The organism is Kineosporia rhizophila, assembly GCF_021277265.1.
In the GTDB taxonomy this organism is placed as follows: domain Bacteria; phylum Actinomycetota; class Actinomycetes; order Actinomycetales; family Kineosporiaceae; genus Kineosporia; species Kineosporia rhizophila.
On sequence record NZ_JAJSOH010000024.1, the window covers coordinates 1 to 13,384 of the forward strand.

Genomic DNA, 13,384 nt, shown 5'->3' on the forward strand with positions numbered 1-13,384 from the left:
GGGCAGGACGCGGTGGGCAGGGCAGGGCGCGGGTGGGCATGGCGAGGTAGGACAGGGCGGCGTTGGGCAGGGCGGCGTTGGGTGGGGCGGCGTTGGGTGGGGCGGCGTTGGGCAGGACAGTGGCGGGCAGGGCGTGGGTGTGGGTGTGGTTGTGGTTGTGCGAGTTTGGACCGTTAGGGCCGGTCGATCCGGTACACGTAGTGCAGCGGCGGATCGATCGGGTTGTCCGGTTCCAGGTCGCCCTCGGCCACCCGGTGGAATCCGGCCTTCTCGAGGGCCCGCCAGGAACGCCGGTTGCCGGCCGCCACCGGCACCACCACGCAGGGCGCGTCGGGATACTCGGCCCAGGTCCGGGCCAGCATCGATTTGATCATCTGCACGCCGAGGCCCTGGCCCCGCAGCGACTCGGTGGCCACCAGGTAGTCCAGGCTCATCGCGCCCGGCGGGACCTCGGTGATCTCGGACAGCGGGTCGAGGTATTCGGGGTAGTCGCTGAACGCCGAGCGCTGGAGCAGGCCGAACGGGACCCCGTCGAGCAGGGCCAGCCAGTCCTGGCCGGGCTCCTCGCCGCGGGCCGAGGCGCCGAAGTCGTTCTGCACGGCCTCGGGGGTGGTCTCGTGATTCCACCAGCGCCTGGTCCGAGGCTCGCTCAGCCAGTCGCGGATCATCGGGAAGTCTTCCTCGGTCAGCCGGCGCCAGGTGATCAGCACCCGGCCATGATGACCAGGCGAGCGTTCGCCCGTCCTCTGATTTTCCCGGTAGTCGCCTGACAGGTGGATGCGCACCCCCGGCCGAGGTGGCAGTGTGGAGCCGAACCCGACTCGGAGGAGGGTTTTCTGATGGGCCGCTACGGTGACGAGGTGGCCGGCCTGGCCACGCCGCTCCAGCACAGCGAAGACCTGAACGTCCTGATCGACCGGGTGGGTGATGCCCGGGTGGTCATGCTGGGTGAGGCCAGCCACGGCTCGCACGAGTTCTACGACTGGCGATCACGGATCACCCAGCGCCTGATCCAGGAACTGGGCTTCACGTTCGTGGCGGTCGAGGGCGACTGGCCGGACTGCGAACGGGTGGATCAGTCGGTGCGTTTCGCCGAGGACGCCGATCCCCGCGAGGCGCTGCAGCAGTACCGGCGCTGGCCCACCTGGATGTGGGCGAACGAGGAAGTCAGCGACTTCTCCCGATGGCTGCGGGGACACAACGAGTTCCAGGAACCGGCCCGGAGAGTCGGTTTCCATGGCCTCGACGTGTACTCGCTGTGGGAATCGCTGGACGAGATCCTGATTCACCTGCGCGAGCGTCACCCTGAGCTGGTTCCGCTGGGGTTGGACGCCTTTCACTGTTTCGAGCCGTTCGTCGATCAGCCCCAGCAGTACGCCCGGTCGATCCACACCCGGCCCGCGGGGTGTAGCTGCGAGGTCTCCGGGCTGCTGGCCGCCCTGCGCCGCTCGGACGACTTCAACGCCTGGCAGAACGCCGAGGTGGTGGCCGGGGCCGAGCACTACTACCGGTCGCTGGTCAAGGGCGGCGCGGCCTCGTGGAACGTGCGTGACCGGCACATGGACGCGACGCTGGCCCGGCTGCTGGACCACTACGGGCCGCAGTCCAAGGCTGTGGTCTGGGCGCACAACACTCACGTGGGAGACGCGTGGGGTTCGGTGATGGCCGAACAGGGCGAGACCACCATCGGCACGCTGGCCCGGCAGCGCTACGGTGAGGACGGGGTGGTCCTGGTCGGTTTCGGCACTCACCACGGCACTGTGGTCGCCGGGGAGGACTGGGGCCGGCCGATGGAGGTCATGCCGGTGCCCGAGGCCCGGCGCGACTCCCTCGAGCACGTCCTGCACGAAACTGCTCCGGATCAGTCGCTGTTCGTCTTCCCGGCCCGGGCCCAGCAGCCCGCGGTGCTGCGCGACCGGCTGGGCCACCGGGCCATCGGTGTGGTCTACCGCCCGGACTGGGAGCGCTGGGGCAACTACGTGCCCACCATGCTGGGCGAGCGGTACGACGCGTTCGTCTGGTGCGACGAGTCGCACGCGGTGCGGCCGCTGCACACGTTCTTCACCGACGTCACGGAACCGGAGACCTTTCCGACAGGAGTCTGAAATGACCACAGCCACGGCCGCCTGCCGCATCCCGGCGGGCCGGGTAGATCTGGGCTCGGACACGCTCTTCCCAGATCAGTATCCGGCGCAGAGCCCCACCGGGGTCGTGCTTTTCGCGCACGGCAGCGGTAGTTCCCGGTTCAGCCCGCGTAACCGGGCGGTGGCCGCCGAGCTGAACCGGCGCGGGCTCGCGGCGGTGCTCACCGATCTGCTCACCGACGAGGAGGAGCAGATCGACAGTCACACCGCCGAGTTCCGGTTCGACATCCACCTGCTCACCGAGCGAATGATCGCGGTGGTCGACTGGGCCAGCGCCGAACCCTCCTTGGCCGGGCTGCCGTTCGGCGCATTCGGGGCCAGCACCGGAGCCGCCGCCGCCCTGGCGGCCGCGGCCTATCGCCCCCAGGAAGTGCAGGCCGTGGTCTCGCGCGGCGGCCGGCCCGACCTGGCCGGGCCCGCGCTGGAAGAGATGCGGGCGCCCACGCTGCTGATCGTCGGGGGCGCCGACACGAACGTGCTCGACTACAACGAGCAGGCCCAGGCCGTGATGAGTGCACCCAGCCAGTTGCACGTCATTCCGGGGGCCACTCATCTGTTCACCGAACGCGGCGCACTGGAAGAGGTCTCGGACCGGGCGGGAGCGTGGTTCGAGCATTATCTCGGGGAGGCCGGATGACGAAGTTCGCAGACCGCGACGACGCGGGGCACCAGTTGGGCCGGTATCTGATCGACCGGCTCGGGTTCCTGGTGCCGGATGCTCCGGGTGAACCGGACGACGGAAGTCCGGCGGCACATGCGCAACGGCCCCCGGGGGCCCTGCGGCCGTTGGTGTTGGCTCTGCCGCGGGGCGGGGTGCCGGTGGCCACGCACGTGGCGGCTGCGCTGGACGGCGATCTGGACCTGGTGGTCGCTTGCAAGATCCGCGCGCCGGAGCAGCCGGAATACGGCATCGGGGCGCTGGCCGAGGATGGACCACCGGTTTTCGATGGTTCGGCACTCACGACGCTGGGGCTCACCGAGGGCGATCTGATGGGAGCGGTGGAGCGCGAGCGTGCGGAGACCAAGCGCCGAGTGCAGCGTTACCGCAAGGGCCGGGCGGTAGAGGCCAAGGGGCGCATGGTGATCGTGGTGGACGACGGGCTGGCCACCGGGGTCACGGCGCGGGCCACGTTGCGTTGGCTGCGCGATCACGAGCCGGCCTATCTGGTGATGGCGGCTCCGGTCGGCTCACGCCGGGCCCATGCTGCGGTGGCCGAAGATGCCGACGCAGTGGTGTGTCTGCAGGAACCGGAGGACTTCCGGGCGGTGGGGGAGTGGTACGAGGACTTCCGGCAACTCACCGATGAGGACGTGGACGAGACCTTGCGCCGCTTCAGCACTTAGATGCCCTAGGGAGTCTCGGACAGGTCGGGGAACGAGAAAGTGGTGTCGGGGAACGAGAACGAGAAGGTGGGCGACGGCGGTGGGGTGAAGTCGAAGGTGGGCACCCGCTGTGGACCCGTCGGGGTGAAGGGATCGGGGTCCGGATTGTTGGCGGGGATGAGAAGCACGGCGCAGGCCGCGATCACGGCACCGGTGAGCATCGCCCGGCGGCTCGGGCCGTGATGCTGGCCGGTAAGCCGGTCGCTGTTGCGGATCACCCGGCGCACCTCTCGCGGGGTGGTGAACCAGATGGCCAGGCTGACCAGGTTGCCGACCAGGATCACGCCGGCCAGCGACCAGCCCCAGACGTGCCGCTGCGTCGGTTCCCAGCTGGCCCCGGCGATCATGAACACCGGCCAGGAGAGCGCCGCGGCGGCCAGGGCGGTGGTGAACCGGTGCCCGCTGACCTGCTCCATCATCCGCCGGCCGTACTTGCCCACGTCGGCCGTGGCCGCCCGGTTCAGGGTGTGCACCCAGCGCAGCGAGTACGGCCGGGCCGAGCGCTGGGCGCGGGCCAGGCCGGCCAGCGCGTCGGCGTCGTCCGGCACCACGGCCAGCAGCCGTTGCCAGGCCGTCGCCTCCTCGTTGTAGCGCCGTTTCGCCCGGGCCAGCCGGGCCGACAGCTTGGCCTCGTCGATCTCGTCGTAGGTGCGCGAGCGCAGCAGGTTCAGCGCCTCCTCGGCGAGCACCAGCTGGGCCCGGTTGAGGTAGGCGGTGACCAGGGCCCACTCGGCCACCTGGTTCTCGATCGTCTCGCGCAGCGCGGCCCGGGCCACGCGGGCCGCCTCGGAGGGGTTGATCGTGGTCAGCACCACCGCCCGCCAGGCCAGCACGGCGCCGGTGGGCGGAGCCTGCGCCAGCGCGGCCAGGGCCTGCAGCGGCAGGTTCTGCTTGAGCAGGCACCGGGACGTGACGATCAGCACCGCGGGATCACCGGTGGCCAGGAACGGCGCCAGCAGGGCCAGACCGGCCTGGGCCGACTCCGAGGTGCCCGCGTCGAGCAGCACGCGGGCCCGGGCGGTGGCCTCGTCCGGGTCGACCGCCCCGGCCCCGGGGTTGTTCTTCACCGCCTTGCGCAGCGTCTCGTGCAGCCCGGCCACGTCGGGGGCAGGCACTCCGGTGCTCACCGGGATCAGCGGCTGCGAACCACTGATCAGCTGCTGACGACCGTTGGGATCGCGCGAGAGCAGCAGGTGCGGATCCACCCCGATGTGCCGCAGCGGCCGGACCCGCCGCAGCTCGTCGAGGCCGGCCGCGGTGACCTGGGTGCCGCGAAGATCGATCCAGCGCAGCTGTTTGCAGCGCCGGGCGATCAGCCGCACGTCGTCGTCGGTGGCCGGCAGCCCGACCAGGGAGAGCCCGCGCAGGTGGGTCGGGATGTCGCCGAGGCGGCGCAACGCGTCGGGCGCCGCGTCCAGGGCCAGCGGCAGACGCCGGGTGTCCAAAGGCCCCTGCGCGTCGTACCAGCGTTCCCAGCCCGCGGGCCCGGCCAGCAGGTACGTGCCCAGGTAGGTGCCGTCGTGCCAGGAATCCAGGGCCCAGGTGGGCCGCCGGACCATGATCGGCCCGGGCATGCCGGTGCTTGCCATCTCTGCCGGGCTCAGCCGATCTTGTGGGTGCGCAGGTAGGCCCGCAGCTCGTCGAAGTCCTCGCCGGTGCCGGCGTGCGCCAGGTAGGTGGCGGCGGTGGACAGCCAGGCCCGGGTGGAGGGCGGGGTGTCGCGCAGCGCGGCCTGGAAGTCGGCGTTGGTGACCGGGCTGACCAGGCCGACCTGCATCGAGCGCTCCAGCGCCCGTTCGGTGGCGGCCTCGACCAGGCGCACCAGGTCGGCGCCGGAGAACATCTCCGTACCCCGCACCAGCGCGGTCACGTCGATGTCCGGTGCGATGGGACGGCCGTTGAACTGCAGACGTAGCAACGCCTCCCGAGCCGGCGCGTCGGGCGGGAGCACCAGCACGGTGCGGTCGAAACGGCCCGGGCGGCGCAGCGCCTCGTCCACGTCCCACGGCGCGTTGGTGGCGGCCAGCACGTAGACCCCGTCGTTGCTGGACATGCCGTCGAGCTCGACCAGCAGCTGGTTGACCACGGCCCGGGCCTGGTCGGTGTTGCGGCGCGAGCGGCGGCCCCCGATGGCGTCGAGCTCGTCGAGGAACACCACGCCCGGTGTCTCCAGGCGGGCCTCGATGAACAGGCGGGCGATGTTCTGCTCGCTCTGGCCGAAATAGCTGCCGTAGATGTCGGCCGGGGTGGCGGAGAAGAACTTGGCTCCCAGCTCACCGCTGAGTGCCCGGGCGATGAACGTCTTACCCGTGCCGGGCGGCCCCCACAGCATCAGACCGCCGCGCAGCTGCTTGCCGAACGCTTCCCGCAGCTGCGGGTTCTGCATCGGGCCGAGCAGGGAACGCTGCAGCCGCTGCTTCACGTCGTTCATCCCGGCCACGTCGGCCAGGGTGACCAGGTTGGGCTCGCTGGAGTCCCAGCCACCCGGTTCGGCCACCGGCTCGAGAACCGGGACCGGAGGCTGGTGACCACCGCTCTCGGTGGGCCTCTGTACGGGAGGCGCTTCGGGCGTCCTTTGTTGGGCGGTTTCGGGGGAGAGCAACGCCGTGTGCACCGCGCGGTACCCGTCGGCGAGCTGCTCGTTACCGGTGGCCGAGGCCGCCGCCGCAGCCACCGACAGCGCCGTGGTGTCGTGCGGAGCCGCCGCCAGGGCCGCGGTCGCGTGCTTGAGCGCCTGCTCGGCCTCGCCCGCGGAGAGATACAGCCCAGCCAGGTGCACCCGCAGCGGAACACTCGTCGGGTCGGTGGGCGCCATGTTCGCCGCCGCGCTCTCCAAGGCCTGGAACACCGACCTGTCCACCGTCATCCGCCTGACACCCTCTCGTCCACCGCATCCGCACGTTCGCCGTTCACTCGCAGTTGCACAGTACCGACGAGTCCGGAGAACTGGGAGCATTCCCGGCGACGGCGGGGAGGCGGCTGCACCGCACCGACATCGGCAGGTCGCCGGGCCGACCACAGTGCATCGCACCAGGTGGGCGGATGGTCACGGACAGGCACCGGATGACCGTTTGCGCCCAAACGCTGACCGCTTCGCCCGCATGTCTGGGGCCGGCCGGGCGGAAGTCCTATCGTGATCGACGTGGAATCTGTGAAAGCAACGCCGCTGAGCCAGAAGACGCTCGCCGACCTCGACCCGCGGGTGGCCCGCCCGCACTACGACCGGTCCCAGGTCAGCGTCGGGATCGTCCATTTCGGGGTGGGCGGTTTCCACCGGGCTCACCAGGCGATGTACCTGGACGAACTGATGAACCAGGGCAAGGCCCTGGACTGGGGCATCTGCGGGGTGGGCGTGATGCCTGGCGACAAGACCATGCAGGAGGCCCTGCACAAGCAGGACCACCTGTACACGCTGCTGGTCAAGGACGGTTCGGGGCACCTGGACGCGCGTGTGATCGGCTCGATCGTGGACTACGTCTACGCCCCCGAGGACCCGCAGCGCGTGCTCGAGGTGATGACCGCGCCGACCACCCGGATCGTCTCGCTGACGGTCACCGAGGGTGGCTACAACATCGACAACACCACCGGCGCCTTCGACGTGGACAACCCGGTGATCCGGGCCGAGGTCGAGGGACACGGCCGGGGCGAGCCGCCGGTGACCATGTACGGGTACGTCGCGGAGGCACTGCGGCTGCGGCAGGAGCGGGGCATCCCGCCGTTCACGGTGATGTCGTGCGACAACATCCAGTCCAACGGTGACGTGGCGCGCTCGTCGATCGCCTCGTTCGCCGGGCTGATCGACGCGGAGCTGGCCCAGCACATCCGCACCGAGGTTCCGTTCCCCAACGCCATGGTCGACCGGATCACCCCGGTCACCACCCCGGACGTGCTGGAGGCGGTGGCCGGGTTCGGCATCGACGACGCCTGGCCGGTGGCCTGCGAGCCGTTCACCCAGTGGGTGCTGCAGGAGGCGTTCGGCCAGGGGCGTCCGCCGCTGGAGGAGGTCGGCGTGCAGATGGTGGCCGACGTGGAGCCGTACGAGCTGATGAAGCTGCGGCTGCTGAACGCCGGCCACCAGGCCATCGCCTACGCCGGGCACCTGGTCGGGCACACCTACGCGCACGACACCGCCCAGGACCCGCTGTTCGTGCAGTTCCTGCGCGACTACTGGGAAGAGGCCCGGCCCACCCTGGCCCCGGTCGAGGGCATCGACGTGGACGCCTACTGCGACACCCTGGTCGAGCGTTTCGCCAACCCGCAGGTGCGCGACACGCTGGCCCGGCTGGCCTCGTACGGCTCGGACCGGATCCCCAAGTTCGTGGTGCCGGTGATCCGGGCCAACCTGGCCGAGGACAAGATCAGCACCCGGGCGATCGCGATCGCGGTGACCTGGGCGCGTTACGCCGAGGCGGTCGACGAGCAGGGCGGCCCGATCGAGCTGGTCGACGTGGAGAAGGACGACGTGCTGGCCCGCGGCGCCCGGCAGGGCGAAGATCCGCTCGCTCTGGCCCGCTCCACCCGTTGGTTCGGTGACCTGGCCGAAGACCCGCGGTTCGCCACGGTGTACACCGAGCAGCTGGCCCTGATCCACGAGGTCGGTGCGCGGGAGTTCCTCACCCGGCTGAACGCCTCGCCGAAATTCGACTGAAACAACTTGAGGACGTTTGTGAGCCCCTTTGGGGGCCCACAAACGTCCTCAGGGTTCGGGCTTTACCTCAGCGGTCGGCGGTGAGCTCGCGCACCTCGGCGTACTGCTCGCGGACCTGAGGGGTGAGCTGGTCGGCGGCGAGCACCTTGGGGGCGCCGCTGGCCGACCACTCGGGCTGCTCGGGCTTGCCGGAGAGCACCCAGGCGGCCTGACGAGCGGCACCGTCGGCCACGTACTCACCCGGCGTGGGCACCAGCACGTCCAGGCCGAGGATGCCGGGCGCGAGCTGCTGCACGGCCTCGGACTGCGCAGCGCCGCCGATCAGGAAGGCCCGCTGCACCGGCACGCCCGCGGCCCGCACCGCGTCGATGCCGTCGGCCAGCGAGCACAGCAGCGCCTCCACCGCGGCCCGGGCGATGTGCGCCGGGGTGGTGTTGGACAGCCGCATGCCGTGCAGAGCAGCGGTGGAGCGGGGCCGGTTGGGCGTGCGCTCGCCCTCGAAATAGGGCACCAGCACCAGGCCTTCGGCGCCGGCCGGGGCCTTCAGGGCGAGCTCGGCCAGACCCTTGTGGTCGACCCCGAGCAGGCCGGCCGCCCAGTCGAGCACCCGAGCGGCGTTCAGCGTGCAGGCCAGCGGCAGGTAGCGGCCGGTGGCATCGGCGAAACCGTTGACCATGCCGGAGCCGTCGGCCGTGGGGGCGTCGGCGATGGCCGAGACCACGCCGGAGGTGCCGATCGACACCGCGACGTCGCCCGGCTGCAGGGCCAGGGCCAGGGCGGCGGCCGCGTTGTCGCCGGCGCCCGGACCGAGCAGACCCTGGTAGAGCCCGGTCGTGCCCGTTCCGGCCCCTTCGTGTGCGCCGAGCACCCGGGGCAGGACCGCGCCGTGGCCCAGCGCGCGCTCGAGCAGGTCTTCCCGGTAGGACTCGGTGCGGGGCGACCAGTAGCCGGTGCCGGAAGCGTCGGAGCGGTCGGTGACCAGGTTCTGCAGGTTCTGGCCGCCGGCCAACTGCCAGGTCAGCCAGTCGTGGGGGAGGGCCACCGCGCGGGTGCGGGCCGCGTTCTCCGACTCGGCGTCGCGCAGCCAGCGCAGCTTGGTCACGGTCAGCGAGGCCACCGGCACCGAGCCGATCGCGTCGGCCCACTGCTGCTCGTCCAGCTCGGCGATCAGGTCGGTGGCGGCCTGGGCGGAACGCGTGTCGTTCCACAGCAGGGCGTCGCGGACCACCTCGCCCGCCTCGTCGAGGGCGATCATGCCGTGCTGCTGGCCGCCGACCGAGAGCGCGGCCACGTCGGCCAGGCCTCCCGCCTCGGCGGCAGCGGTCTGGAACGCCTCCAGCCACTTGCCCGGGTGCACGGCGGTGCTGTCGGGGTGCGGGGCCCGGCCGGAGCGAACCAGCTCTCCGGTGTCGGCATCGCGGATAACGATCTTGCAGGACTGGGTGGAGGAGTCCACACCGGCGACGAGGGTCATCATGCTCCTGAACGATCAGCTGTTCGGTCGACTCTGGCCGCTGACCACGGTTGTCCTCAGGATACCGGCGGGTCAGAAGTGACGGCCGGGCCCCGGTCGGGCGATGAGTTCCCGGCCTCGCCCGCGTCATTACTGAAGAGGCCGGCGAGGGGCGGGGGACGACGTGGGGGAGCTGGACGGAGTCACCGTCGTGGTCACCGGGAGCGCCCGGGGGTTCGGGCGCGCCGTCGAGGAGGCGATGACCGAGGCCGGGGCCGAGGTGGTCGGTGCCGGCGTGGCCTGTGGTGAGGAGTTGCTCCGGCTTCATCGTCCCGAACTGCTGGTGATCACCTCTACCTCGCTCGACGGGACGGACCGTCGGCTCGACCCCAGTGAGGCGTTCGACTGGGCGGCTGCCGCCCTGCGGGTCGCTGCTTCCGGGGGCGGGCAGCCGGCCACGGTCTTCGCTGTTTCCGGTGAGCCGGTCGAGGCGGTTGAGCCGGTTGCGTCGACGGAACTGATCGACTCGACGGGATCGATCACTCCGATGAAACTGACCGAGACGGTGGGGTTGACGGGGTCGGCCGCCGGGGCGACATCGGCTGGGGTGGAAGCCTTCTCTCACTCGTTGGAGCCGCTGGCGGCCTATGTGGCGTGGGAGGCGCAGCACCTGGGAGTGCATCTGCGCTTCGTCTGCGTCCTGGTGCCGCCGGGTGACCAGGTACGGCTGGTGCACCGTTTTCGGGAGCGGGCCGGGGGCATCGGGCGTTCGGCCTGGAGCAGTGTGGCGGCCCTGGTGGCGGGTCTGGGCCCAGTTCTGACCGAGCTGGAACTTGGTTCTGAGCTGGTGCGACTCGCTGCTCTGGCTGCTGGTGACCCGTTGGGACGCGGCCGTACGGGCGCCGGTGACGGTGAGCGACTGGCTTCGGCCTACCTGCTGGGCGCCGACGGCGTAGTGCCGATTTCGGGCTGAAACCCGTTCTGGGCCGGGCCGAGTGAGAATACCTGCCCGTTTGTGACTGCGTTCGGGGCCGAAAGGGTTAACATTGAGCATCGTGGGCGGAAAGTTCTGCACGGCCCGACGATCGCCTGTTGGACCCGGCAGCCCCCACGAGCGGCGGCCCGGGGCGCCACGTATTCAGTGGCGTGAAATCACTGTTGATGACCTGGGTTTTCCGTGCCCGCGTGCCGATAGGTGCAGGTAAGCCGCCTCAGGCGCGCGGCCAGGCAACAGCATGGGCGCTGCTCAATGGCGCACGCCCCTGCGGACATTGGACAAAGGCGAACAACAGAAGATCGGGACTGACGATCATGGTGGCGGACAGTACAGACACATCGGCCCTATTCAGTTCGATCGGTGGGGTCGTCCCGCCGATCTGCACCCCCCTCACGCCGGACAGGCAGCTCGACCTCGACTCGCTGCGGAACCTGCGGGCCCACCTGATCAGGCAGGGCGCCGCCGGTATCTTCGCGCTCGGCACCATGGGCGAGGGGCACTACCTCACCCCTGGCCAGTCGATCCAGGTGGTCGAGACGCTGGCCGCCGAGAAGCACGACGAGCCACTGCTTGTCGGCATCGTGGAGCCGAGCACCCCGCGGGTGCTGGAGGGAATAGACCGTCTGGTCTCGGACCGGGTCGACGGCATCGTGGTCACCGGCCCGTTCTACGCCAACGTCAGTGAGCCGGAAATTCTGCGGCACTTCGAGCTGATCGCAAATCATTCTCCGGTGCCGGTTCTCGCCTACAACATGCCCAGCAACACCGGTTACGCCCTCACCGCGCACAACATGATCGAGCTGCTCGCCGAGGACCTCATCGTCGGCATCAAGGACAGCTCGCTCGACCTGACCAACCTGCGCCGGGTCACCGTCGAGGTGCCCAACGTGGACAAGAAGCTCATCTTCACCGGCTCGGACACGCTGCTCGACTGTGCGCTCGACATCGGGGCGAACGGCGCCGTCACCGGCCTGTCCAACATCGCCGCCGACCACTTCGCCGGGGCAATGGCCGCGCACGCCGGGGGCCGCCGGGCCGAGCTGTCCAGCATTCTGCGGGTCCTCAACATCCTGGTGCAGGTCTACGTGCCCACCGAGGTCGAGCGCGGGCCCAACAGCACGGCGATCGGCGCGCTCAAGTCGGCGCTGGTGCAGCAGGGCGTCATTGCGTCGGATGCGCTGAGCGAGCCGATGACACCGGTCACCGAGGGCCGGCGCGAGCACGTGCGCTCGGTGCTGGAAGAGGCCCGTCAGCTGGCCGACCTGGCCGAGGCCCCCTCGGGTCTCACCGTCTGAGCCCGGTCGCCGATGAGGACGGCGGTGATGACCGGTCCTACCTTCATGGACATCATCACCGCCGTTCTCAGTGTGTCGATCGAGGTGCAGGACCAGGAGAAGGCCCTGGCCTTCTACCGGGACGTGCTCGGCTGCCAGGTGCGGGTGGATGCCGAGCCCTGGCCCGGTGCCCGCTATCTGGAGGTCGTGGCGCCCGGTTCGCCGGTGGGCATCGTCCTGGTCACCCGGGCCGGCGGGCTTCCGATCGGCGTCCGCTACAGCACACCCGACGCCGAGGCCGCCCACCGGGCCCTGCGCGAGGCGGGGGTAACGCCCCACCAGGAGGTGCTCTACACCGATTTCGCGCCGCCCATGTTCACCTTCCCCGACCAGGACGGCAACATGGCCATCCTGATCGAGGGTGGCGACTGATCACAGTCAGGGGCGCAGATCGTCCGGGCTCAGGTCGAGGCGCACGCGCAGGAAGCGGGTGGGGTGGCGCCAGTAGCCGCCCTGGTCGGCCAGATCCGCGTGCACCTCGACCACCACGTCCGGTTCCACCCGCACGATCGGCAGGCGCCGCGGGTTGGTCCAGGCCCCGAGCCGGCCGCTGGAGATGTGGTCGTCGGGCAGGAAGTGCTCCGCCGTGGCCACTCGCAGGTGTCGCGTGAGCTCGCGGCGCTGGCTCGGGCTGAGGTCGGTGGTGGTCCCCGCGATGTGCAGGGTTCCGTCCTCGCCGGGCCGGGCCAGGATCAGCCGCTCGGGCCGGGCCCGGGTGCCGGTCACTGCCGCCACCAGGGCCTCGTTGCTGTCCCGGATGCGGAGCTTGAGCCAGGCCCGGCGGCCCGACTGATAGCGCACCGCAAGCCCTTTGATCACCAGCCCCTCGATGCCCACCCGGGCGTCCGCGTAGTCACGCAGCCAGTTCGCCGCTACTTCCTGGTCGCGGGTGGCGGGGGTGATGGCGAACGGCGGGGAGAGTCGGGTGACCAAAGCCTGCAGTTTGCGACGGCGCACGCGCAGCGGTTCCGGCGCGTAGGGCTGCCCGTCCCACTGCAGCACATCGAAAGCCACGAATGAGGCCGGGGCCTTGCGGCACAGTTCGCTGATGCGCGAGCGCGAGGCCATACGGCTCTGCAAGGCGCTGAAGTCGAGTCGGTCGCCAGCCCAGATCACCAGTTCCCCGTCGAGCAGGGTGCCCGGGGGAAGCTGGGCCGCTGCCGCGTCGGCAATATCGGGAAAGATCGGCGTGAGGTCGGTGTGGCGCCGCGAGCGAATCATCACCCCGCCACCGGGACCGACCCCCACAAGCCCGCGATACCCGTCCCATTTTGGTTCGTACAGGCAGCCCCCGGGCAGTGCGCGGGCGGTGGGCAGATGGTCCACGGCCTTACTCAGCATGGGCTCAGCCGGCCACGGCAGATCCTCAGCGCTGGGGAGCTGAGATGTACGGACGCTTCGGGGCACCTTCGCAGGGGTACCGGC

General features: G+C 70.5%; 12 protein-coding genes. 7 read left to right on the forward strand and 5 right to left on the reverse strand.

From position 1 onward, the window contains the following. Positions 1-173: 173 nt before the first annotated feature. The gene (locus tag LWF15_RS26740; protein WP_269810895.1) at positions 174-707 is read right to left on the reverse strand and encodes a GNAT family N-acetyltransferase; all 534 of its coding nucleotides are present in this window, start codon (positions 705-707) and stop codon (positions 174-176) included. Positions 708-839: 132 nt separating this feature from the next. Between LWF15_RS26740 and LWF15_RS26745 the strand changes: the two genes are divergently transcribed. Genes LWF15_RS26745 through LWF15_RS26755 form a run of 3 tightly spaced genes read left to right on the forward strand, consistent with a single transcriptional unit; the run spans position 840 to position 3,488 of the window. Continuing rightward, positions 840-2,105, forward strand: a complete 1,266-nt coding sequence (locus tag LWF15_RS26745) for an erythromycin esterase family protein (protein ID WP_232813704.1) — start codon at positions 840-842, stop codon at positions 2,103-2,105. 1 nt (position 2,106) lies between these two features. Continuing rightward, entirely contained in the window at positions 2,107-2,781 is a 675-nt protein-coding gene (locus LWF15_RS26750; RefSeq protein ID WP_232813705.1) for a dienelactone hydrolase family protein, read from the forward strand. Continuing rightward, complete coding sequence (locus LWF15_RS26755) at positions 2,778-3,488, forward strand: phosphoribosyltransferase (protein ID WP_232813706.1); 711 nt, start codon at positions 2,778-2,780, stop codon at positions 3,486-3,488. The genes LWF15_RS26750 and LWF15_RS26755 overlap by 4 nt, the downstream gene beginning before the upstream one ends. Positions 3,489-3,493: 5 nt before the next feature. Here LWF15_RS26755 and LWF15_RS26760 read toward each other — a convergent pair whose 3' ends face one another. Next, a complete protein-coding gene (locus LWF15_RS26760; RefSeq protein WP_232813707.1) occupies positions 3,494-5,116 on the reverse strand; it encodes a hypothetical protein in 1,623 nt (540 codons plus the stop codon). An 11-nt stretch (positions 5,117-5,127) separates the two neighbouring features. Next, positions 5,128-6,393: an ATP-binding protein gene (locus LWF15_RS26765; protein WP_232813708.1), complete on the reverse strand. Its 1,266-nt coding sequence runs from the start codon at positions 6,391-6,393 to the stop codon at positions 5,128-5,130. Positions 6,394-6,669: 276 nt separating this feature from the next. On the opposite strand from LWF15_RS26765, the gene LWF15_RS26770 reads away from it, so the two are divergent. After that, positions 6,670-8,175, forward strand: coding sequence for a mannitol dehydrogenase family protein (locus tag LWF15_RS26770; protein WP_232813709.1), 1,506 nt, complete (start codon positions 6,670-6,672; stop codon positions 8,173-8,175). A gap of 67 nt (positions 8,176-8,242) precedes the next feature. Here the strand turns inward: LWF15_RS26770 and xylB are convergent, their stop codons facing one another. Further along, positions 8,243-9,649: a xylulokinase gene (xylB, locus tag LWF15_RS26775; protein ID WP_408624107.1), complete on the reverse strand. Its 1,407-nt coding sequence runs from the start codon at positions 9,647-9,649 to the stop codon at positions 8,243-8,245. A gap of 163 nt (positions 9,650-9,812) precedes the next feature. Between xylB and LWF15_RS26780 the strand changes: the two genes are divergently transcribed. The 3 genes from LWF15_RS26780 to LWF15_RS26790 all read left to right on the forward strand — a co-directional run bounded on the left by LWF15_RS26780 (position 9,813) and on the right by LWF15_RS26790 (position 12,331). Further along, positions 9,813-10,601: a Rossmann-fold NAD(P)-binding domain-containing protein gene (locus LWF15_RS26780; protein WP_232813711.1), complete on the forward strand. Its 789-nt coding sequence runs from the start codon at positions 9,813-9,815 to the stop codon at positions 10,599-10,601. Positions 10,602-10,942: 341 nt separating this feature from the next. Beyond that, positions 10,943-11,920, forward strand: coding sequence for a dihydrodipicolinate synthase family protein (locus LWF15_RS26785; protein WP_232813712.1), 978 nt, complete (start codon positions 10,943-10,945; stop codon positions 11,918-11,920). A gap of 27 nt (positions 11,921-11,947) precedes the next feature. Next, positions 11,948-12,331, forward strand: coding sequence for a VOC family protein (locus LWF15_RS26790; RefSeq protein WP_232813713.1), 384 nt, complete (start codon positions 11,948-11,950; stop codon positions 12,329-12,331). A gap of 6 nt (positions 12,332-12,337) precedes the next feature. On the opposite strand, the gene LWF15_RS26795 is transcribed toward LWF15_RS26790, so the two are convergent. Continuing rightward, on the reverse strand, positions 12,338-13,300 hold the full coding sequence (locus LWF15_RS26795; protein WP_232813714.1) for an ATP-dependent DNA ligase: 963 nt from the start codon (positions 13,298-13,300) through the stop codon (positions 12,338-12,340). Positions 13,301-13,384: the final 84 nt, after the last annotated feature.